Here is a 21053-nt window from a genome sequence, read left to right as displayed (position 1 = left end):
CGGGGATGGGAGCTTTTTATATATAGAGGTACGCTAGTTTGAGGAGGAATCTCATGATTGAGTTAGGTACGAGGCAATTAGAGGAATGGATGGACGGTTTACCGAAAGATAAAAGCTATCAACAGTTAAAAAAATTCACGGAAATTATTACGACAGATGCTGAACCAGAAGTTGGACAAACACCTAAAGAAGTCATTTGGACGAAAAACAAAGCAAAACTTTATCGTTATCAACCTGCAATGAAGAAAACAAATAAAGTACCAATCCTGATGATATACGCACTGATAAATAAGCCGTATATTTTAGATCTTTATCCTGGAAACAGCTTAATAGAGCATTTAACGAATAAAGGTCACGATGTTTACTTACTAGACTGGGGTACACCTGGTTATGAAGATCACAATATGAAACTTGATGATTATATAGTAGATTATATTCCACGAGCAGTAAAAAAAGTGTTAAACACTTCAAATGCAAAGGAAATCACACTTTTCGGTTATTGTATGGGTGGAACGATGACAGCAATTTTCACTGCACTTTATCCGCAGTTGCCAATTCGAAACCTTTTATTAATGACTAGTCCTATCGATTTTGGAGATGCTGGACTTTATTCTAACTGGTTGGATAAACGCTATTTCCAGTTGGATAAATTGGTAGATACATTAGGCAATATTCCTTTTGAAATGATTGACTTCGGTAATAAGTTGCTTAATCCTATTTCCAATGTTGTTGGACCATATGTCAGCCTAGCGGACCGTTCAGAAAACGAGAATTTCGTTTTAAATTGGAAGCTAATGCAAAAATGGTTAAACGATGGAATTCCTTTCCCTGGGGCATCGTATAAACAATGGATTAGAGATTTTTATCAGGACAATAAATTGATTAATGATCAGCTTGAAGTTCGTGGTCGTAAAGTGGAACTAGCAAATATTAATTGTAATTTATTGAATATTTCTGCAACACGTGACAATATTGCGCTTCCGCATCAGATTGCACCTCTGAATGATAAAGTATCGAGTAAAAACAAGACTCTTCATAGTGTAGAAGCAGGGCATGTATCAGTTGTTGCGGGTAGAAAAGCAATTAACGAAATTCATCCTTATATTGAAAATTGGATCACAGAAAATTCTAAGTGATATAAATAGGTAGTAATTCTCCTCTATTATATTGCGTAGGTTATAAACAAATGTACATTACTAAGAAATTTTTAGTAATGTACATTTTTTATTAGAAAAAGAAAGCAGAAGAACTTCATCGACTTTGAAAACACAGTGGGTAAGATTTATTTCGGTTGTACAATATATGACGTTTGTGAAAAAAACTGATCCACGCTGATTTTCGTTACGAGTGGACACTTTCCGTGGGGCGTGCGGTGAGCCTCCTCGTCGCGAAAACCGCGCTCCTGTGGGGTCTCACCTGTCACGCTAATCCCACTGGAGTCGCCGCTCGTAACGAAAATCAGATAAGAGAATATAGGAAACATAAGTTCAAACAGATATAGAAAACAAGTGAGATTCCCTGAAGAATAAAAGACGACAAAACCATCATTCAGGAGGGAATTCACTTGTTATATTCTCAAAGTATAAAATCTTTACTCGATATTCAAGACCCGCACATTACGAAGGGTGCAGTGTCAGAAAAATTGACTAAATGGTTTCTAAAAATGGGACTCATTCATCCCGAATTATCTTAACGATTACGAGTGTAAATCCAACGAAGCGAACCAAAAACGTCCATGTAAAAAAACGGGGATTTAGCGCTTTTCTTATCTTTAATATTTGTAAGATTGTCCACCGTCAATTGGAATAACTGCTGCATTGATGAAGTTTGCTTGATCGGATAATAAGAACGCTACTAAATAAGCAACTTCTTGTGGTATACCAAAACGTTGCATTGGGTTAACTTTAACAAATTCTTTACCAGCCTCTTCCCAGTTATCTCCACCCATTTGTTTCAATGAATTTTCAACCATTGGTGTCATAATAGCTCCGGGTGCAATTGCTTTAATACTTACGCCAAATTGCCCATATTCAATAGCGGAGTTTCTAGTTAAACCGACAACACCGTGTTTACTTGCAGAGTAACCTGACTGATTACCGACTCCACGAATACCACCAACAGAAGCTGTATTCACAATAGAACCAGAACCTTGTTCTTTCATCACGGCTAACACATATTTCATACCGTAGAATACACCATTCAAGTTAATAGAAATTACTTTTTGGAATTCATCAATACCGAAATCTTCTGTCAGATTTTGTTTTCCTTCGATTCCAGCATTGTTAAAGAATCCATCAATTCGTCCATAGGTTTTAACAGTTTCGTCTACATAATTTTTTACCGCGACTTCATCTGCTACGTTAGCTGTTATTAAAAGTACTTCAGCTTCTGGTGCAACTTCTAAAATTAGTTTTTTTGTTGCTTCTAATCCATCTTTATTTAAATCTACTAAAGCGAGTTTTGCCCCTTCTTTGGCTACTTGAATAGCACTCACTTGTCCTAAACCAGAACCTGCTCCTGTCATTAATATAACTTTTTCTTCAAAACGGTTACTCATAATATATCTCCCTCTCTTGTGTCTAATCATTGAACATCTTGAATGTGAGATAAATATACACCTATCAATTCAGTAAATCAATTACTTTGCTTGCAACATATTATGGATAGATTTGATATCCTATATACTAAAGAAGTATTTAGATTAGGTTTTTGTTTTGGGAGGAATATAGATGAAGCTAGTATCTTGGAATGTAAATGGTATTCGAGCTTGTGTAAAAAAAGGATTTTTAGATTATTTCCATGAAGTAAATGCCGACATTTTTTGTTTGCAGGAAACAAAATTACAGGAAGGCCAAATAGATTTGCAGCTAGATGGGTATAATCAATATTGGAATTATGCAGTGAAAAAAGGGTATTCCGGGACGGCTATATTTACGAAAGAGAAACCAATCTCTGTAAAATATGGCGTGGGAGATTTAGATAATGAAGAAGAGGGAAGAATTATTACGCTTGAATTTGAACGTTTTTATTTAGTAAATGTGTACACACCTAATGCAAAGCGTGATTTAACAAGACTTCCATATCGTCTCGAATGGGAAGATGAGATGCGCCAGTATTTGAAAAAGTTGGACGTGGTGAAGCCAGTAATCATGTGCGGGGACTTAAATGTGGCTCACGAGGAAATAGATTTGAAAAATGCTAAATCTAATAGAGGGAACTCCGGTTTTACAATAGAAGAAAGAGGCAAGATGACCAATTTACTGGCGGATGGATTTATAGATACATTCCGTTACTTTTATCCAGAACAAGAAGATATGTATTCCTGGTGGTCGTATATGAGTAAAGTGAGGGAGCGTAATATAGGTTGGAGAATTGATTATTTTATTGCTTCTGAAAGATTAGCAACTTATTTATTGGATGCTTCGATTGATACAGATGTTCTTGGGAGCGACCATTGTCCAGTCATTTTGGAGTTAAAATCGTGACTCACTTATGAAATATTCATAATCTTTCCAAAGAGGCTTCAATACTTTAGCTAAATAGAGTACAATATTTAGTATATTAACTACTATGATGGAGGTACTATAGATGAATGCTTTAGCCGTACAATTAAATGAAAAAATGCAACAAGAAAATCCTGCAATTTTTGATATGTTATCTGATTTAGGACAAAATTTGTATTATCCTAAAGGTATCCTGAGCCAAAGTGCTGAAGCAGGAGCTAAAGCACATCGCTTTAATGCAACAATTGGAATTGCCATTGAAAACGGTGAACCAATGCATTTCCGTCATATTCAAGAAAAACTAGCATACAAGGCAAAAGATATTTTCCCTTATGCACCTCCTCAAGGGAGTCAAGCGCTGCGTTTAAAATGGCAAGAAAAGCAACTTGCTGAAAATCCATCGATGCAAAATAAATCAATTGGTTTACCAATCGTAACAAATGCATTAACACATGGTTTAAGTATTATTGCAGATCTATTTGTAAACCCAGGGGATGTATTGGTGACAACTGAACAATATTGGGGCAACTACAATACTGTTTTCCAAGTAAGAAGAGGCGGTAAAGTTGCGACGTTTCCCTTATTCAATGAAGAAGGCGGATTCCATGTAGAAGCTTTCCGTGAAACACTTGCAAAACAAACAGATAAAGCAATTGTTCTATTAAACTTCCCGAATAATCCTACTGGTTTTACACCTTCTGTTCAAGATGCAGAAGCGATCGTAGAAGCTTTAATAGAAGCAGCTGAAAATGGCTTGAAATTAGTTGTTTTACTAGACGATGCATACTTTGGCCTGTTCTACGAAGATACTATTAAAGAATCAATTTTTGGATTATTAGCTGATACACATCCAAACATTTTACCCGTAAAAATAGATGGAGCTACAAAAGAAAACTATGTTTGGGGATTACGCGTTGGTTTCATCACATACGCTGCTACTCCAGCTGTATTAGATGGTTTGGAACAAAAAACAAAAGGGATTATTCGAGGTACGATTTCTAGTGGACCATCATTATCTCAAACAATAATTTTGGAATCTCTACAATCTCCTGATTTCCAAAAAGAAAAAGAAGAGAAGTTCCAAATTATGAAAGGCCGTGCAGTTAAAACTAAACAAGTATTAGCAAATGAGAAGTTTGCAGATGTTTGGACTTATTATCCGTTTAACTCTGGCTATTTCATGTGTTTGAAACTAAATAATTTAGATGCCGAAACACTTCGTCTACACTTACTTGATCAATACGGAGTTGGTGTTATTGCGAGCAATAACACAGATATCCGCGTAGCCTTTTCATGTGTAGAAGAAAGTGATATCGAGGAATTGTTTGAGTTAATTTATCGAGGTTGTACCGACTTAATAAAATAATAGTAAGACTTAGAAACTGTTTGAGAAGGAGACTTCTTGAACAGTTTTTTTTGATAAAAAAGTATATAAGTTTATCGCGCTCAAAGGAGCAGGTTTTTTCTGATTATTTTGTGTTAGATATACCAAGCAATTGTGTAAATAGTGTATACTATGTTCAATAGTTAGGAAAAAGGGGATTTTGAAATGAAAAAAAATTATCCAGACGACGGACTTGCTTTACATACTGATTTATACCAAATTAATATGGCAGAATCTTATTGGGCCGACAATATGCATGAACAAAAAGCCGTTTTTGAATTGTTTTTCCGTAAGCTTCCTTTTGGAAATGGATACGGTATTTTTGCCGGATTAGAAAGATGTCTTGATTATTTAAAAGAGTTTCATTTTACAGAAAGCGATTTAGATTATTTGCATACTGAACTTGGATACAAAGAAGATTTTATCGATTATTTACGTACGGTTCGTTTTACAGGGGATGTCTATTCAATGGTTGAAGGTGAGCTGGTTTTTCCAAATGAGCCAATCATGCGCATTGAATCTACATTAGTGGAAGCGCAGTTAGTAGAAACAGCTCTTTTAAATATCGTTAACTACCAAACGTTAATCGCAACAAAAGGATCTCGTATAAAACAAGTTGTAAAAGATGAAATAGTAATGGAGTTTGGATCACGACGTGCACATGAGATGGATGCAGCACTTTGGGGTGCTCGAGCAGCATTTATCGGTGGAGTTGAGTCTACAAGTAATGTACGCGCGGGTAAAATGTTTGGTATTCCTGTTTCAGGAACACATGCACATTCACTTGTGCAAGCATATAAAAGCGAATATGATGCTTTCCATTCATATGCAAAACGACATAAAGATTGCGTCTTTTTAGTAGACACATATAATACATTGAAAACAGGAGTTCCAACTGCCATTAAAGTAGCAAAAGAGCTAGGAGATTCCATTAACTTTATAGGAATTCGATTAGATTCTGGCGATATTTCATTCCTTTCAAAAGAAGCTAGAAAGATGCTGGATAAAGCTGGGTTTACAGATGCAAAAATTATTGTTTCGAATGATTTAGATGAATACACTATTTTGAACTTAAAAGCACAAGGTGCCAAAGTAGATAGTTGGGGAATCGGAACGAAACTCATAACAGCGTATGATCAACCTGCACTTGGAGCAGTGTATAAGATTGTTTCCATTGAAAATGATAAAGGTGTGATGGAAGATACGATCAAAATTTCTTCAACTACAGAAAAAGTGACTACACCTGGTCAGAAAAAACTGTATCGCATTATTGATAAAGAAAATGGTAAAGCAGAAGGCGACTATATTGCGTTGCATGATGAAGATCCAACACATGAAGTACGCTTAAAGATGTTCCATCCGGTTCATACTTTTGTCTCTAAATTTGTAACGAACTTTGAAGCGAAAGAGTTACATGTGAAGGTGATTGAAAAGGGACAAGTGGTTTATGAAAACCCGGACTTAAAAGATATGCAACAGTATGCACATGATAACTTAGATTTACTTTGGGAAGAATACAAACGTTCACTTAATCCAGAAGAATATCCAGTAGATCTAAGTCAAAAGTGTTGGGATAATAAAATGCGTAATATTGAAGAAGTAAAAGAAATGGAACATAGTTTTAGTGCGCAAAATGGAGGCTTGTAATCATGTCATCTAAACAATTAGAAATTATTGAGGCGCTGCAAGTAAGGCCAGAAATTGATGTAGAATTTGAAGTTCGCGTAAGTATTGACTTTATGAAAGCTTATTTAACAAAGCATCCTTTTTTAAAAAGCATGGTGCTTGGAATTTCAGGTGGACAAGATTCAACTTTAGCAGGGAAGCTTGCTCAGTTAGCAATTGATGAGTTGAATGCAGAAGCTGGAGAAGACAAGTACACATTTATCGCAGTGAGTTTACCTTTTGGTGTGCAATTTGATGAAGAAGAACGTCAAATGGCACTTGATTTTATCCAACCATCTAAACGAGTGACGGTTAATATTAAAGAAGCAGTGGATGCAAGTGTTCGTGCCCTTGAAGAGGCAGAAATCACTCTTTCTGATTTTGCAAAAGGAAATGAAAAAGCAAGAGAGCGTATGAAAGCTCAATATTCAATAGCTGCAATGCATAATGGAATTGTTCTTGGAACAGATCATGCAGCGGAAGCAGTGACTGGCTTTTATACAAAATTTGGAGATGGTGGAGCCGATTTAACTCCCATTTTCCGTTTAAACAAAAGACAAGGAAAGCAGTTGTTGAAGCATCTAGGGTGCCCTGAACAATTATACTTAAAAGTACCTACTGCAGATTTAGAAGAGAATCGACCTGCACTTCCAGATGAAGTAGCTCTAGGTGTAACATATGATGAAATAGATGATTACTTAGAAGGTAAAAAGGTATCTCAGGAAGCGCAAGAAAAAATTGAAGGATTATACAATCGTTCGATGCATAAACGACATTTGCCGATTACGGTGTTTGATGATTTTTGGAAATAAGAAAAGTTTTGAATCTCTTTTGATAGAGATTCAAAACTTTTCTTTTTTTTCACATTATCGCCTTAATATAGACGAACTAACTTTTATTTAATTTCACATTTATTATGTAAACTGAAACAAGAATGAAAGGGGCGAATGTTTGATGAAAAAAATAATTGGATTACTACTATTTATGACTGTTCTTATGCTTACCGCTTGTGGTCAAACAGAAACAAATACAAAGGATGCTAAAGAAGAAGAGAAAGTAGTAGAATCTACTCCAGTAGTTACAGAAGTGGTAGCGGCAGTAGATGAAAGATTGATGGAACCAGAAGCAGGTACAGTTTGTGAATACTGTCAAATGACTGTGTATGATGCAACTCATGAGTTAGGTGTATTCACAGCGCAAGGAATAAAAAGCGACGGGACAAATACTTTCTTTGATGATGTAGGTTGTATGTTAAACCAAGAACGGATAGACGGAGTAGAAATGGAGAAATTTGTTCGAGATTATACAACGAAAGACTGGCTTACTCTAGAAGATGCAATCATTGTAAAAGCAGATATTAAAACACCGATGAATTACGGTTATGTATTTTTTAAAGAGCAAAATAATGCAGATGAATTTATGAAAGAAAATGCTGGATCTGCACTAACGGAAGTAGCAGCTATTGATGTTGTTTCTCATGAACGCCATTTGATGAAAATGGAAAAAATGAAAAATGCGGAAGGTAGCGAACAAATGCATGACATGCCAGACGCAGAAGCAAGCGAACAAAAATAAAAATTGCAAATAAGAGGGTGGGGCTAGAGTTTTGAACTCTAGTCCATTTACCTATTAAAAGGGAGAGGTCCTTGTTGTGAAAAGAATAATGGTACTCGGTTTCTTGTTTGCTATTTTTTTCCCATTCGAAGCTCGTGCAGATGAACTTGACCTGCAGAAACTCATTAATCAATCATTGTCTGGAGAGGAACTACAAATTCCTGCAGGTGTTTATAGTGGTCCTATTACCATTCAAAAAGAAATTTCTTTAGTTGGCAACGGAGATGTGATTATAGAAGGGGACGGCGAAAAACCGATTATTTCAGTAACAGAAACGGAAAATGTAAAGATACAATCTCTAACGCTTCATGGACAAGGTAATGGAGACGGAAATAGTGGAATCCATATGAAGGATGTTAAAAATATAGCGATAGAAGAAGTGAAGATGACGAATGTAACGAGTGGCGTGAAGGCAGAGCGGGCAAGGAAACTGTATCTAAGCAATTTAACGATTACAGGTTTATCGGCGCATTTTTCTGAAAAAGGAAATGGACTATCCATTTATGACTCGGACCAAATCGAAATATATAATACAACGATTCATGATGTACAAGATGGGTTTTATATGGAAAGGGTGGAGCAATTAAAACTAGTTGGAAATCATGTTTCGTCTAGTAGATATGGTATCCACATTATGTATGTAGACTATGCCAGAGCGTCAGACAATGAATTTCAAGAAAATGTTACGGGCATGATGATAATGATGACGAATAATACGGACATAGTTCATAATTTTATTTATGATCATCAAGAGTTAAATGGAAGTGGCATGATTTTGTTTGAAGGAAAGCATATTAATATTGAAAATAATGAACTTGTCTCCAATACTGTAGGCTTATCTTTGCAGTCGATTTCTGATTCTATCGTAAAAAATAATCAATTTAGGACAAATCAAACAGGCGTTACCTTAGTCAAGTCAGCAAAAGAGACGAAGGTTACGAATAATGAGTTTTCTGGGAATATAGTTAATCTGCGCTCTGATGAAAATGGAGGGATAATTCATCGAAACTATTATGATGATTATCAAGGGCTAGATATGGAGGAAGATGGTATTGGAGACACACCTTATTCAGCTGTTCAAAGTTTTGGACAATGGATGGTTAGAAAACCAGTATATCAATATTTCGTAGAGGCGCCCGCTGTTGTTCTATTGAATGAGTTGGATAGTCAAACAAAACAAACAGGAACGGTATTAATCGACGAAGAGCCTAAAATGTCCATGACCACGCAAAAACGAGAAGATAAGCAGATCAATTTCGCTCAATTGATAGGGGCTTTGCTTTTAGTTTTAGGTCTAATTGGATTATGGAGAAAGGAAGCATTGATATGAAGAAATTTGTTGCACTTGTTATTACGGTTTTATTATTGCAAGGATGTGGAGCAAAAGAGTTTATACCACGAGAAATCGTTGCCGAAACGGATGTTTGTAAAGTGTGTAATATGAGTATTGTTCATGAGGAATATGCAGGACAAGTGGCATTGTCTAATGGGGACTATGAAATGTTTGATGATCTAGGTTGTCTTGTTCAGTATGTTACTACGTTAAATGAAGGAGAAAAAGGAGCAGGGTTCATAAAGGATGCTACTACGAATGAATGGATTGACGTCGACCAAGCTACGTTTGTTTATCACAAAGATTTTTGGACACCTATGTCCTATGGTGTTTTGGCATTCGCTACCGAAGAGACTGCGAAAAAATGGATTGAAACAGAAGGTAAGGGAGAAATGCTCACAACAGAAGAGTTAGCTACCCACGAATGGGGTGTTAATAAGTGATTAATTCCAAGTTTGTTCGATTAGAATGGAAGCAAATGTTAAGAAGTCGTTGGATGCAATTGGTGGCTTTGTTATTTGTTTTTGTCTTTGCTTCTGTTTCCCTTATTCAACAAATGGCTTTACCAGAAGTAGAAGGCTTTACGCGTCAATCGGCTGCTGCCTTGAACTTACAGCTTTTTTTGTTGCCTTTATTTTTATTAACGATCGGAAGTATGAGTATTGCAGGGGATGTTGAGTCTGGTTGGTTGTCTCTATTAAAAACGTATCCAATAACACTTCGACAATATGTTTTCGGGAAATATGCTGCACTCTTACTGTCCTTTTTTGTGATGCTCGCTCTATCTTTTAGTGTCGTGATCGGGACAGGGGCATTCGTTGGTCAATTAGGGATTAGCTGGGTATTCGTCGTCCTATCTTTTTTAATCGTGTTGATCTTTGCTGCAATAGCTTTACTGATAGGTGCGATAGCGAAAAGCCGATTACATGCATTAGCATTGTCGCTTGTTCTGTGGGCTTCCTGGCTACTGTTACTTTCTTATGCATTAATGGCGATTGGCACTTTTTCTGCCGGACATGTACTTCAAAAGTTGCTGATTGTTAATATACATATAAATCCTGCAGAGTGGCTAAGATTTGGTTATTTTTTATTGTCTAAACAGGAGGCTGTTTTGGGTCCTGCATTTTATTCGTTTACCAATTTCTATTCTTCCCCATTTGGTTTATTCGTTTATGCTTGCCTTTCTGTCCTCTGGATTATTTTGTCTTTAGGCTTCGCTGTTTTCATTCTTGATAGAAAGGGGAGAGTGGAATGATTGTAAAAGGGCAAAAAATAGCTAGAATCTATTCGAATGATCGTGGCTTGAAGGACGCCTCGTTTTTATTGAATGAAGGAGAAATCATTGCGCTTGCTGGGGGGAATGGAGCTGGAAAAAGTACGCTAATTCGTTTACTGACTGGTCAAGAAAAGCCAACCTCTGGACAACTAGAATGGGGTAGTGAGCAATCGGTTAATTATATGCCAGATGATGTAGATTTCCCACTAACTTTATCAGCAGAAGAGATCATTAACTTGTTAGGCTCATTGAAAAAAGTGGGGCAAGCAGAGCAAGAAACTGTGTTAAAGAGAGTAGGGCTTTGGGAAGAGAGAAAGCAAACGGTCCGTCATTATTCAAAAGGAATGCGCCAACGCTTAAACTTAGCACAAGCACTATTAGGACCTTCAAATTTTTTACTATTAGATGAACCAACAAATGGACTAGATCCGTACTGGGTTGCGGAGCTTAAAAAAATGGTTTTAGAGCAAAAGGAGCTAGGTAAGACAGTGCTATTTTCTACTCACTTACTTTCTTTTGCCCAAGAGCTCGCAGAGGAAGTGCTACTACTGCATCAAGGAAACATAATAACACAAGGGAATTTAGAGCATGTGTTACGTGAAAATGATTGTAAAAATCTTGAAGAACTTTTTATTATGAAAATCCAAAATAATCTTTGAGTCCGACTAATGTCTTGTCTCGCTAGTAGTTAGCATAATTACTTGGGAGGCAATTTAAAGAGGAGGAGCTTAAGATAGTGGCACATTCACTTTCTTAAGCTCCTCCTCTTTTTGGCCCCCAACATCAAAAATGCGCAAAACTCACATACGACATATTTTAAAATAAGTGCAAAAACAGGAGAAAAGTCTCTTTTGGCACTTATTTTCGGATAAGTCGTATAGTCATTTTTCTATATTTTGTAAATCATGATTAAAAATTTAAATAGAAATATTACACGTGTAGAAATGGTAGTGCCTAATTTATATTTGTTGATTCACAATCATGTAAGTCAAAGTATTTGGGGTGGCTTTTGTGAGCGCGCCCAGGAGTTAGCCACAAATCCACGGGGCATTTGTGTTGAACTCCTGGGCGCTGTGTTGGTTTTTCTGCCTTTTTTTGTAACCTATCCCTGTGTCAGCCACAAATTGAAATAACATTTGAGTCTGACACAGGGATAGGACGCAGTTTTTCAAGTATCCCGTTGCTTTCCGTTCCAGCTGGAGGCTTTCCGGGGGAGTCACTATCTTGCACTCTAAGCAACTAAAACTGCACGTTAAAATTCTATAAATTGGCTGATCCGGTGAAATGCTTAATAGTAAGATTATGCTACTTTTTAGCGTAATTGTTTTTGTTCGCTTTGTTTATCAGATGGTTTTAATTTAAAGTGTATATTGTTAATTCCTTCAAATTTTACGTTATTGTAGGGGTAAATAAAGCTGTTTTCTATGAACGGAAGATGTTTTCTATATCTATTTGAACTTATATTTCCAATATTCACTTTGCAGATTTTCGTTACGAGCGGCGACTCCAGTGGGATTAGCGTGACAGGTGAGACCCCACAGGAGCGCGGTTTTCGCGACGAGGAGGCTCACCGCACGCCCCACGGAAAGCGTCCGCTCGTAACGAAAATCAGCGTGGATCGGTTTTCTTATGATTTTCTTATTTGTATCGATAAGTTTCGTCCAAAGCGACCCGACAACGTCCATTTAGAAAAGGGTGCTTCCGCTTTTCTTTATGTCTAGCTCCAGCACCTTACCCCATTTGCCTGTCGGGGCAGTAATAGGTGCTTCCGCTTTTCTTATTTGTATTATATTGTAATTTTCGGTATGCTAAATATATTATATTAATTTTCGGACTAATCTATTAACTAGGTGGGAATTTAATGACGGGACAAACACAAATTCAAGCAATAATTACGAATATTGAAAAGGTAATGATTGGCAAGAAAGATGTTGCGGAGCTTGCTGTTATCGCATTGCTTGCAGATGGACATGTACTTCTGGAAGATGTACCTGGAGTAGGGAAAACGATGATGGTTCGAGCACTTGCGAAGTCTATTGGAGCAGAATTTAAACGTATTCAGTTTACACCAGATTTATTGCCATCTGATGTAGTCGGAATTTCAATATATAATCCGAAAGAGATGGAATTTGAGTTTAGACCAGGTCCAATACTAGGGAATATTATACTCGCAGATGAGATTAATCGAACTTCTCCTAAAACGCAATCTGCATTACTAGAAGCGATGGAAGAAGCAACAGTCACCATAGATGGAATTACGATGCAGATTCCAAAGCCGTTTTTTGTAATGGCTACCCAAAATCCTATTGAGCATGAAGGAACATATCCACTTCCTGAAGCTCAGCTTGACCGTTTTTTATTGAAACTGAAGATGGGTTATCCGCATCCAAGTGAAGAAATTGAAGTTTTGAATAGATTAGAAAAATCTTCTCCGATCGATGAATTATATCCTGTTATTTCATTAGAAGAATTAATAAACCTTCAACGAAGAGTAAAAGAGATTAAAGTGGACCAAACGATGAAAGGCTATATTGTTGAACTTGCCAATAAAACGAGAGAAGATACTTACATTTATCTTGGTGTTAGCCCGCGTGGCTCGATTGCGTTAATGCGTGCTTCTCAAGCGTATGCGATGTTGCAAGGGAGAGATTATGTGACACCTGATGATATTCAATATTTGGCACCATTTGTATTTGGACATCGTGTTATTCTTCGTCCAGAAGCTAGGTATGATGGTGTTTCTACAGAGGAAGTGCTACTGCGGATCATCAAAAGAGCACCCGTTCCTATTAAAGGGAAAGTAAATCAATGAAAAAAGGTTTTAAGCAATTGAAGAGGCTAAAAGGTGTATTAGGAGTTAGTGTGCTTCTAATTGCAGCCTTTGTTTATGCCATGTTTCAAGGTGGCTTCGTTAGTTGGTTTCTTTTTTATCTGATCATTCCTCTTTCGCTTTATTCTTACCTCTTATTCTTTTATCCTTTATCTAAAATAGAAGTAGAACGAACGATTGAAACACGCAAAATGCACAGTGGCGGTAAACTGATGGCTACTATTCAAGTGAAAAGAAATAATCGATTTCCTCTGTTATATACTTCTTTTGAAGAGGTGGTAGGAAAGACGTTAAAACCACATATATCTTGGAAGCAAATAACCTTTTGGGGGATAAAAAAAGAATTTAAATGGACTTATGAAGTGGAACATACTCCAAGAGGAGAGCATGAATTAGAAGGTGTTACTATTCGAGTGAGTGATTTGTTTGGCTGGGTGAAAAAAGAAATATTTATCGCAAATAACAAAACAATCCTTGTCTTTCCTAAATTGACGGAAATGGTGTACATCCCAATTGAGACAAAGTATGACCAAGGAGCAGCAATTTCAAGAAATCAATCGATTAAAGACACTTCAATGGCAACAGGTATACGTTCCTATCAACCTGGAGATCGAGTTTCTTGGATTCACTGGAAATCGTTTGCTCGCACGCAAACACTACAAACAAAAGAGTTTGAGGACAGACAATCTCAGGACTTGTTTGTATTGATGGACCGTTCTCCTTCCATCCTTTTTGAAGATGTAGTCGATTTAACTGCATCTATTATGCAAGCGATTGTTAGACATCAGGCATCAAGTGCTTTTCTTTCTGTTGGCGAAGATCGTTTGTTTGTACCAGCAGTGCAAAGTGAGGAACAATTGCAACGCGTTTTATACCATTTAATGAAAGTTTCTGCAGATTTAAAAAATCCATTGGAGCAAGTAATTTTACATGATGTAGCAATTTCTCAGGTAACCACTCTATTATTTATCACAAGTAACTTAACGCATGAATTTTTACATAGTGTTCAAAAGGCAGCGAGTAATTTACGTGTTTGCATATGCTTTGTTGTAAAGGGTAAAGAGGAAAAGCTCCTGCCTAATGAGCAGTCAATTCACCAATATGCTGAAAGTCGAGGAATTCGAATTCATGTAATTTCGAAAGACCGGTTTTCTCAAGCCTTCCTGGAGGTGAGTCGCTCATGAATGAAAAAGTAGTCAAAGGATTATTAACTGGAACTATTTATTTTTCCGTTTTTCTACTATTAATTGAATGGCTCAAGCCTGTTATTGAGTTAACAGATACAGAACATTTAAAATTATTTAGTTACTTTTTAGGGATTTCTCTTCTTTTTTATTTTGTTCAATTGAATTGGAAAATAACTACTCCTTTGAAGTTAATATATATTGGAGGGGTAATAGCATTCCTTTACACAGAAGAAAGTTTATTCTCCAGGGAGTCAGTGTTCTTCTTAACTGATACAATCCAGTTCAATATGCAAGCTTTACTGTCTCAACAATGGACAGGTGTGACGGATGATTTTCGTACATTGCTATTTTTTGTTCTTTTATGGATGACTACTTATTTATTGAATTACTGGATAAGGGTAAGAAAAAATATATGGCTATTTTTTATCATGACCGTTTTGTTTGTGACTATATTGGATACATTTAGTCCTTATAATGGAGAGAAAAGTATTGTTACTGTATTAATGGTTGGATTTTTCGTATCAGGGGTCCTATATGCCAAAAAAGTAATGGGTGAAAATAATAAAAAAGCCAGTGTTTCCTTCCTTGCTATATTATTTGCAAGTTTGTTTGGAGTGATCGTCTTAAGTGCAGTAATTGCTTATACGCTTCCGAAAGCAGGACCAAGTTGGCCGGATCCAGTTCCGTTTCTTACCTCAGTGAATAATTCTGCTACTAGTGAAGATGGAGGAAGTAAAAGAGTAGGTTACGGAGAAAATGATGAACAACTAGGTGGAGCTTTCATAGGAGATGATTCCCCTGTTTTTCGTGCAACCTTACAAACTAAACAATATTGGAAGATCGAAACGAAAGATACGTATACGTCAAAAGGATGGATTCAATCAGATACAGAAGACGAATTAGTTAGTTCTGATAAGACTTCCCATTCAATCGTTTCAGATATTCTATCAGGAACTGAAGAGGAAAAAGTAAACTCAAGTATTTCCATGATGCAAGAATTTCCTTTTGTCATGCAGCCTTATGGAATTACTAATGTGGCGAGTGTTGTGCCATTTACTGCAACTATGACCGTGGCAAATCAAAAGCTTTCAACATTTAATGGTGGTAGTCCATTTTCAATACTTGATTATGATGTAGAATACAGCGAACCTTCATATAGTCTGAGGGCTTTAAGGGAAACAACGACGGAAAATCTTGGTCAGCTTTCTAGTGATTTTGATCGTTATTTGCAGCTTCCAGAATCACTACCGGACCGAGTAACTGAACTAGCTACTAAGATTACAGAGGATCAAGATAGTTTATATGAAAAAGCCAAAAAAATTGAACGGTATTTCCGTCAAAGTGGATTTTCATATAGTCAACAGTTGGCTGCAATCCCAGAAGGGGATACAGATTATGTAGATCAATTTTTATTCGATACAAAGGTAGGTTATTGTGATAATTTCTCTACATCCATGGTAGTCATGCTGCGTTCACAAGGCATACCAGCAAGGTGGGTGAAAGGCTTCACAGCTGGAGAAGTTGTTCAAACAGAAAGTAATAGAGATACTTACGAAGTGACGAACAATAATGCACATTCTTGGGTGGAAGCTTATTTCCCAGGCGTTGGTTGGATGAATTTTGAACCGACGATCGGTTTTTCTAATGGTCCTAACTTAGAATATGATTTAGAAACGCAGTCGGATGCTATTGAGGCTCCTAAACCAGTTGAGCCAGATACACCTGAGAATAAAAATCCTGTTAAAGAAAATACGGAAGTTTCTAGAAGCTTTACTGAAGTGATGCAAGATTTTGGGAAATGGATTTCGAATAATAAGGCAGCAATCATTTGGTCGTTAGTTGGATTGTTTATGCTAAGTTTAATCTTGTATCAATTCCGACGTAGATGGATCTCTAAAGTATTGATTCCTCTGAATAGAATGCGAAAGAATGATTGGGAGTCTTATGAAAAAATGTATCATCAGCTACTGTGGCTACTGAAACTATACGGACTTGATCGAGAACAGGGACAAACATTGTCTAGTTATGCAAAAACAATTGACGCCTATTTTGGTGGTAATGATATGAGGAAGTTAACGGATGCATATGAAAAAGGGTTTTATGGGGACGATAAAGATAGCATTAATTACGCTTCGTTGAAAGAAAAATCGGAAAATTTAATTAATCGGTTTAGCAGTTGATTTTCGATTCGACAACCTGTAAACTGAAGTCAAATTATAATGACCAAGTTGCCCTCGTATATGTTCGAAGATATGGTTCGGATGTTTCTACCAAGTTGCCGTTAACAACTTGACTATGAAGGTGAATGCAGTCATGTCTTTTTCAGGCATATGCATTCACCTTTTTGATGTAGAATCTAAACGCGTAGAAAGAGGTATACTTTCTTACGCGTTTTTTTATCTTATTTCTTAAGCGTGCAAACGGGTCAACTCTTATTTTTTGGAAGCACAACTTGGTTTAATAAATAGAAGAGGTGGATATAAATGTCTTTAACACCATTGTTAAAAGAACAAGAAAAAATTGTCGTTCTAGATTTCGGAAGTCAATATAACCAACTAATTACGCGTCGTATTCGTGAATTTGGCGTATACAGCGAACTACTTCCACACACTGTGAGCGCAGAAGAACTGAAGAACTTAAATGCTACAGGTATTATTTTCTCTGGCGGACCAAATTCTGTATATGATGAAAATGCATTTCACATCGATCCAGCAATTTATGATCTAGGTGTACCTATCTTAGGGATTTGCTACGGAATGCAGTTAATGTCTCAACATTTCGGTGGAAAAGTAGAAAAAGCTTCTCACAGAGAATATGGTAAAGCAGAAATTGACGTGAAAAATCCGACAGCTTTATTTGGAAAACTTCCATCAAGCCAAGTAGTATGGATGAGTCACGGAGACCATGTAACTGTTGCTCCGGAAGGATTCGAAGTAATTGCAACTAGTCCTTCTTGTGAAGTAGCTGCAATGGCAAATGAAGCGAAGAATTTCTACGCAGTTCAATTCCATCCAGAAGTAAGACATTCTGCTTACGGAATAGAATTACTTCGTCAATTCGTATTTGACGTTTGTCATGCAACAGGTGACTGGTCAATGGGTAGCTTCATCGATATGCAAATTCAAAAAATCCGTGAAGAAGTTGGGGACAAAAAGGTACTATGTGCACTAAGTGGCGGAGTGGATTCATCTGTAGTTGCAGTATTAATCCATAGAGCAATAGGTGATCAATTAACTTGTATGTTCGTAGACCACAACTTAAACCGTAAAGGTGAAGTTGAACAAGTAATGAAAACATTCACAGAAGACTTCGATATGAACTTGATTAAAATAGATGCTCGTGAGCGCTTTATGAGCAAATTAGCTGGTGTTTCTGATCCAGAGAAAAAACGTAAAATTATCGGTAACGAATTCATCTATGTATTTGACGAAGAAGCATCTAAATTACAAGGGATGGATTTCTTAGCACAAGGTACTCTATATACAGATATTATTGAGTCAGGTACGGCAACTGCTCAAACTATCAAATCTCACCATAATGTAGGTGGGTTACCAGAAGATATGCAATTCAAATTAATCGAGCCATTAAAAACATTATTCAAAGACGAAGTACGTGCATTAGGTCTTGAACTTGGCTTAAGTGAAAAAATCGTTTGGCGTCAACCATTCCCAGGTCCGGGTCTTGGTATTCGTATTTTAGGTGAAATAACAGAAGAAAAACTAGAAATCGTTCGCGAATCAGATGCAATTCTACGTGAAGAAATCGCAAAAGCTGGTTTAGACCGTGATGTTTGGCAGTACTTCACAGTGCTTCCGGACATCCGCAGTGTAGGTGTTATGGGCGATGCACGCACGTACGATTACGCAATCGGTATTCGTGCAGTTACTTCTATTGATGGGATGACTTCTGACTGGGCACGTATCCCGTGGGATGTTCTTGAAAAAATAAGTGTTCGTATAGTAAATGAAGTAGCGCACATTAACCGCGTGCTGTATGACATCACGAGCAAACCACCAGCGACAATAGAGTGGGAATAGTCAAAAAACGAACTATTATTAAATGAATCTAAAAATCGTTCGGAAATAGTGTTGATTTTCGAAAATATCAATGGTATATTACATACATAATTTAATTATGTCGTCGTATAACATTGGGAATAAGGCCCGAAAGTCTCTACCAGATTACCGTAAATGATCTGACTACGAAGAATGGAAGTATTGTTCTTTTGTATATTGGAGATATTAAGCATGCGACTGTTACTTAGTCGTATGCTTTTTTTGTTGTCGATGCAATAAAATGGAGGATCTCATGAAAAAGTATTTTCAATTCGAAGAGTTAGGTACAAACTATCGCCGAGAAATTATCGGTGGTTTAACGACATTCCTTGCTATGGCATACATTTTAGTAGTAAACCCAATGATTTTATCACTTGAAACAGTCGAAGGTTTACCAGATTCCATGCATATGGATAAAGGTGCTGTATTCACAGCTACAGCAATTGCTTGTGCACTCGGTTCAATTTTGATGGGAGTATTAGCAAAGTATCCAATCGCGCTTGCTCCGGGTATGGGGCTAAATGCTTTCTTTGCTTACACTGTAGTTCTAACATTCGGAATTCCTTGGGAAGTAGCTTTAACTGCTTGTTTTGTTGCAGGAGTAATCTTCATTCTTCTTTCATTAACTGGCATTCGTGAAACTATTATTAATGCCATTCCAGCTGAATTAAAATATGCTGTTGGAGCAGGTATTGGTTTATTCATCACATTTGTTGGATTACAAAACGCGAAAGTCATCGTAAATAATGATGCTACACTAATTGGTATCGGAAACTTAGCTGATCCTAATGTATTATTAACAATCTTTGGTCTAATCATTACAGTAATTATGATGGTAAAAGGCATCTCAGGCGGTATATTCTACGGTATGCTAATAACAGCCATTGTTGGTATGTTCTTTAAACTAGTACCAATTCCAGATGCTATCTTTAGTAAAGTTCCGAGTTTGGAACCGACTTTTGGAGTAGCTTTAGAACCAATTTTCAATGATTCCGCTTCATTAATGACAACTCAATTTATAGTTGTTGTCCTTACATTCTTGTTTGTTAACTTCTTTGATACTGCTGGTACATTAATATCTGTAGCAAATCAAGCCGGATTAATGAAAAATGGTAAACTAAAAAATGCTGGAAAAGCGCTTATGGCTGATGCAATTACTACAACTGTTGGTGCTGTTGCCGGTACCTCTACTGTTACTTCATATGTAGAATCTAGTGCAGGTGTTGCAGCTGGTGCTCGTTCTGGTTTTGCTGCGGTAGTTACAGGGATTTTATTCATATTAGCATTGTTCTTCTACCCAGTATTGAGTGTTATCACTTCAGCTGTAACTGCACCAGCATTAATTCTTGTTGGGGTTCTTATGGTAAGTACTTTAGGTGACATTGATTGGAGAAAATTCGAAACTGCAGTTCCTGCGTTCTTCGTAATAATATCAATGCCATTTACTTATTCAATTGCAACAGGTATAGCAATCGGTTTTATCTTCTATCCAATCACAATGATCGTTGCTGGAAGGATAAAAGAAATACACCCAATCATGTATGGTCTTTGGGTAATATTTGTTTGTTACTTCATATTCTTGTAAAACTCTTATATAGAAGGAAGGAGGCCTTATTGGTTCTCTTTCTTTTTTTGTGGAGAAACTAGGAGTATGTTTAGTTTGAAGTTAGATTTTAGGGTGATTCGACAAGGTTTGATAATAATACCTAAAATAGTTGCGTTTTCTAGAATATCATGTTATTGTCTTAATACACCTTTAAACGAATTAAGTGTATGTATTTCTTTTGAAAAGTAAGTTGAGAAAAACATTGATTTTAGTTTGAGGTAATGTTATAGTAATCAAGTTGTCTTTTCCATTACTTGTTTTCTTCAGAAAATGAAATAAAAGTAAGTATTGACAATGATAACAAAAAATGTTATGATATAAAAGTCGTCAAAACGACGTGATAAAATGAACATTGAAAACTGAACATGCAAAACGTTAAGAAATACAGCTTATTGACTAACTTAGGTTAGCTCGATAGCAAAACATTTTTGACATCATTTAATGATGATGCCAGCAAAACAAAATGAGCTTTTAAACTAGTTCTAATTTGTTGAGTTTTATACTCAACTATTATGGAGAGTTTGATCCTGGCTCAGGACGAACGCTGGCGGCATGCCTAATACATGCAAGTCGAGCGAATGATGAAGAAGCTTGCTTCTT

At 36.7% G+C, this 21053-nt stretch carries 17 protein-coding genes, 1 rRNA gene and 2 riboswitches; of the genes, 17 read left to right on the top strand and 1 reads right to left on the bottom strand.

Features of this window, described 5'->3' with window-relative positions; genetic code table 11:
* The first annotated feature begins 53 nt into the window (after positions 1-53).
* A complete protein-coding gene (phaC, locus tag C7437_RS10620; RefSeq protein ID WP_111439658.1) occupies positions 54-1136 on the top strand; it encodes a class III poly(R)-hydroxyalkanoic acid synthase subunit PhaC in 1083 nt (360 codons plus the stop codon).
* Positions 1137-1564: 428 nt separating this feature from the next.
* Positions 1565-1693, top strand: a complete 129-nt coding sequence (locus C7437_RS17330) for a hypothetical protein (RefSeq protein ID WP_281269950.1) — start codon at positions 1565-1567, stop codon at positions 1691-1693.
* A gap of 78 nt (positions 1694-1771) precedes the next feature.
* On the opposite strand, the gene C7437_RS10615 is transcribed toward C7437_RS17330, so the two are convergent.
* Positions 1772-2557 (bottom strand): SDR family oxidoreductase, encoded by a 786-nt coding sequence (locus tag C7437_RS10615; RefSeq protein ID WP_111439657.1) that lies wholly within the window; start codon positions 2555-2557, stop codon positions 1772-1774.
* A gap of 172 nt (positions 2558-2729) precedes the next feature.
* Here C7437_RS10615 and C7437_RS10610 point away from each other — a divergent pair, with 172 nt between their 5' ends.
* The 15 genes from C7437_RS10610 to C7437_RS10535 form a co-directional block, all read left to right on the top strand.
* The gene (locus C7437_RS10610; protein ID WP_111439656.1) at positions 2730-3485 is read left to right on the top strand and encodes an exodeoxyribonuclease III; all 756 of its coding nucleotides are present in this window, start codon (positions 2730-2732) and stop codon (positions 3483-3485) included.
* 103 nt (positions 3486-3588) lie between these two features.
* Positions 3589-4869 (top strand): aminotransferase class I/II-fold pyridoxal phosphate-dependent enzyme, encoded by a 1281-nt coding sequence (locus C7437_RS10605; protein WP_111439655.1) that lies wholly within the window; start codon positions 3589-3591, stop codon positions 4867-4869.
* A gap of 183 nt (positions 4870-5052) precedes the next feature.
* Positions 5053-6534, top strand: a complete 1482-nt coding sequence (locus tag C7437_RS10600; protein WP_111439654.1) for a nicotinate phosphoribosyltransferase — start codon at positions 5053-5055, stop codon at positions 6532-6534.
* Between the two features lie 2 nt (positions 6535-6536).
* Complete coding sequence (gene nadE / locus C7437_RS10595; protein ID WP_111439653.1) at positions 6537-7364, top strand: ammonia-dependent NAD(+) synthetase; 828 nt, start codon at positions 6537-6539, stop codon at positions 7362-7364.
* A gap of 142 nt (positions 7365-7506) precedes the next feature.
* Positions 7507-8127 carry a nitrous oxide reductase accessory protein NosL gene (locus C7437_RS10590; protein WP_111439652.1) on the top strand — a complete coding sequence of 207 codons (621 nt, stop codon included), beginning with the start codon at positions 7507-7509 and terminating at the stop codon, positions 8125-8127.
* Positions 8128-8203: 76 nt separating this feature from the next.
* Positions 8204-9496, top strand: a complete 1293-nt coding sequence (locus tag C7437_RS10585; RefSeq protein ID WP_111439651.1) for a right-handed parallel beta-helix repeat-containing protein — start codon at positions 8204-8206, stop codon at positions 9494-9496.
* Complete coding sequence (locus tag C7437_RS10580) at positions 9493-9942, top strand: nitrous oxide reductase accessory protein NosL (protein ID WP_245909272.1); 450 nt, start codon at positions 9493-9495, stop codon at positions 9940-9942. Before C7437_RS10585 ends, C7437_RS10580 begins: the two co-directional genes overlap by 4 nt.
* A complete protein-coding gene (locus C7437_RS10575) occupies positions 9939-10754 on the top strand; it encodes an ABC transporter permease (RefSeq protein WP_245909271.1) in 816 nt (271 codons plus the stop codon). The genes C7437_RS10580 and C7437_RS10575 overlap by 4 nt, the downstream gene beginning before the upstream one ends.
* Positions 10751-11434: an ABC transporter ATP-binding protein gene (locus tag C7437_RS10570; RefSeq protein ID WP_111439649.1), complete on the top strand. Its 684-nt coding sequence runs from the start codon at positions 10751-10753 to the stop codon at positions 11432-11434. The genes C7437_RS10575 and C7437_RS10570 overlap by 4 nt, the downstream gene beginning before the upstream one ends.
* Positions 11435-12636: 1202 nt before the next feature.
* A complete protein-coding gene (locus tag C7437_RS10560; protein ID WP_111439647.1) occupies positions 12637-13587 on the top strand; it encodes an AAA family ATPase in 951 nt (316 codons plus the stop codon).
* Entirely contained in the window at positions 13584-14789 is a 1206-nt protein-coding gene (locus C7437_RS10555; protein WP_111439646.1) for a DUF58 domain-containing protein, read from the top strand. Before C7437_RS10560 ends, C7437_RS10555 begins: the two co-directional genes overlap by 4 nt.
* Entirely contained in the window at positions 14786-16972 is a 2187-nt protein-coding gene (locus C7437_RS10550; RefSeq protein WP_111439645.1) for a transglutaminase-like domain-containing protein, read from the top strand. The genes C7437_RS10555 and C7437_RS10550 overlap by 4 nt, the downstream gene beginning before the upstream one ends.
* A gap of 34 nt (positions 16973-17006) precedes the next feature.
* A riboswitch (purine riboswitch) is annotated at positions 17007-17108 on the top strand.
* A 167-nt stretch (positions 17109-17275) separates the two neighbouring features.
* Positions 17276-18829: a glutamine-hydrolyzing GMP synthase gene (guaA, locus tag C7437_RS10545; protein WP_111439644.1), complete on the top strand. Its 1554-nt coding sequence runs from the start codon at positions 17276-17278 to the stop codon at positions 18827-18829.
* Between the two features lie 83 nt (positions 18830-18912).
* A riboswitch (purine riboswitch) is annotated at positions 18913-19014 on the top strand.
* An 86-nt stretch (positions 19015-19100) separates the two neighbouring features.
* Entirely contained in the window at positions 19101-20432 is a 1332-nt protein-coding gene (locus tag C7437_RS10540; RefSeq protein WP_111439643.1) for an NCS2 family permease, read from the top strand.
* Positions 20433-20962: 530 nt separating this feature from the next.
* Positions 20963-21053, top strand: a 16S ribosomal RNA gene (locus C7437_RS10535); the annotation flags it as partial.

The organism is Psychrobacillus insolitus (assembly GCF_003254155.1).
Classification (GTDB): Bacteria; Bacillota; Bacilli; order Bacillales_A; family Planococcaceae; genus Psychrobacillus; species Psychrobacillus insolitus.
This window is presented reverse-complemented; position numbering and strand designations above follow the sequence as displayed.

Coding starts and splice junctions, on each gene's coding strand:
- phaC (WP_111439658.1), top strand. CDS start 54: ATGATTGAGTTAGGTACGAGGCAATTAGAGGAATGGATGGACGGTTTA.
- C7437_RS10615 (WP_111439657.1), bottom strand. CDS start 2,557: ATGAGTAACCGTTTTGAAGAAAAAGTTATATTAATGACAGGAGCAGGT.
- C7437_RS10610 (WP_111439656.1), top strand. CDS start 2,730: ATGAAGCTAGTATCTTGGAATGTAAATGGTATTCGAGCTTGTGTAAAA.
- C7437_RS10605 (WP_111439655.1), top strand. CDS start 3,589: ATGAATGCTTTAGCCGTACAATTAAATGAAAAAATGCAACAAGAAAAT.
- C7437_RS10600 (WP_111439654.1), top strand. CDS start 5,053: ATGAAAAAAAATTATCCAGACGACGGACTTGCTTTACATACTGATTTA.
- nadE (WP_111439653.1), top strand. CDS start 6,537: ATGTCATCTAAACAATTAGAAATTATTGAGGCGCTGCAAGTAAGGCCA.
- C7437_RS10590 (WP_111439652.1), top strand. CDS start 7,507: ATGAAAAAAATAATTGGATTACTACTATTTATGACTGTTCTTATGCTT.
- C7437_RS10580 (WP_245909272.1), top strand. CDS start 9,493: ATGAAGAAATTTGTTGCACTTGTTATTACGGTTTTATTATTGCAAGGA.
- C7437_RS10570 (WP_111439649.1), top strand. CDS start 10,751: ATGATTGTAAAAGGGCAAAAAATAGCTAGAATCTATTCGAATGATCGT.
- C7437_RS10560 (WP_111439647.1), top strand. CDS start 12,637: ATGACGGGACAAACACAAATTCAAGCAATAATTACGAATATTGAAAAG.
- C7437_RS10555 (WP_111439646.1), top strand. CDS start 13,584: ATGAAAAAAGGTTTTAAGCAATTGAAGAGGCTAAAAGGTGTATTAGGA.
- C7437_RS10550 (WP_111439645.1), top strand. CDS start 14,786: ATGAATGAAAAAGTAGTCAAAGGATTATTAACTGGAACTATTTATTTT.
- guaA (WP_111439644.1), top strand. CDS start 17,276: ATGTCTTTAACACCATTGTTAAAAGAACAAGAAAAAATTGTCGTTCTA.
- C7437_RS10540 (WP_111439643.1), top strand. CDS start 19,101: ATGAAAAAGTATTTTCAATTCGAAGAGTTAGGTACAAACTATCGCCGA.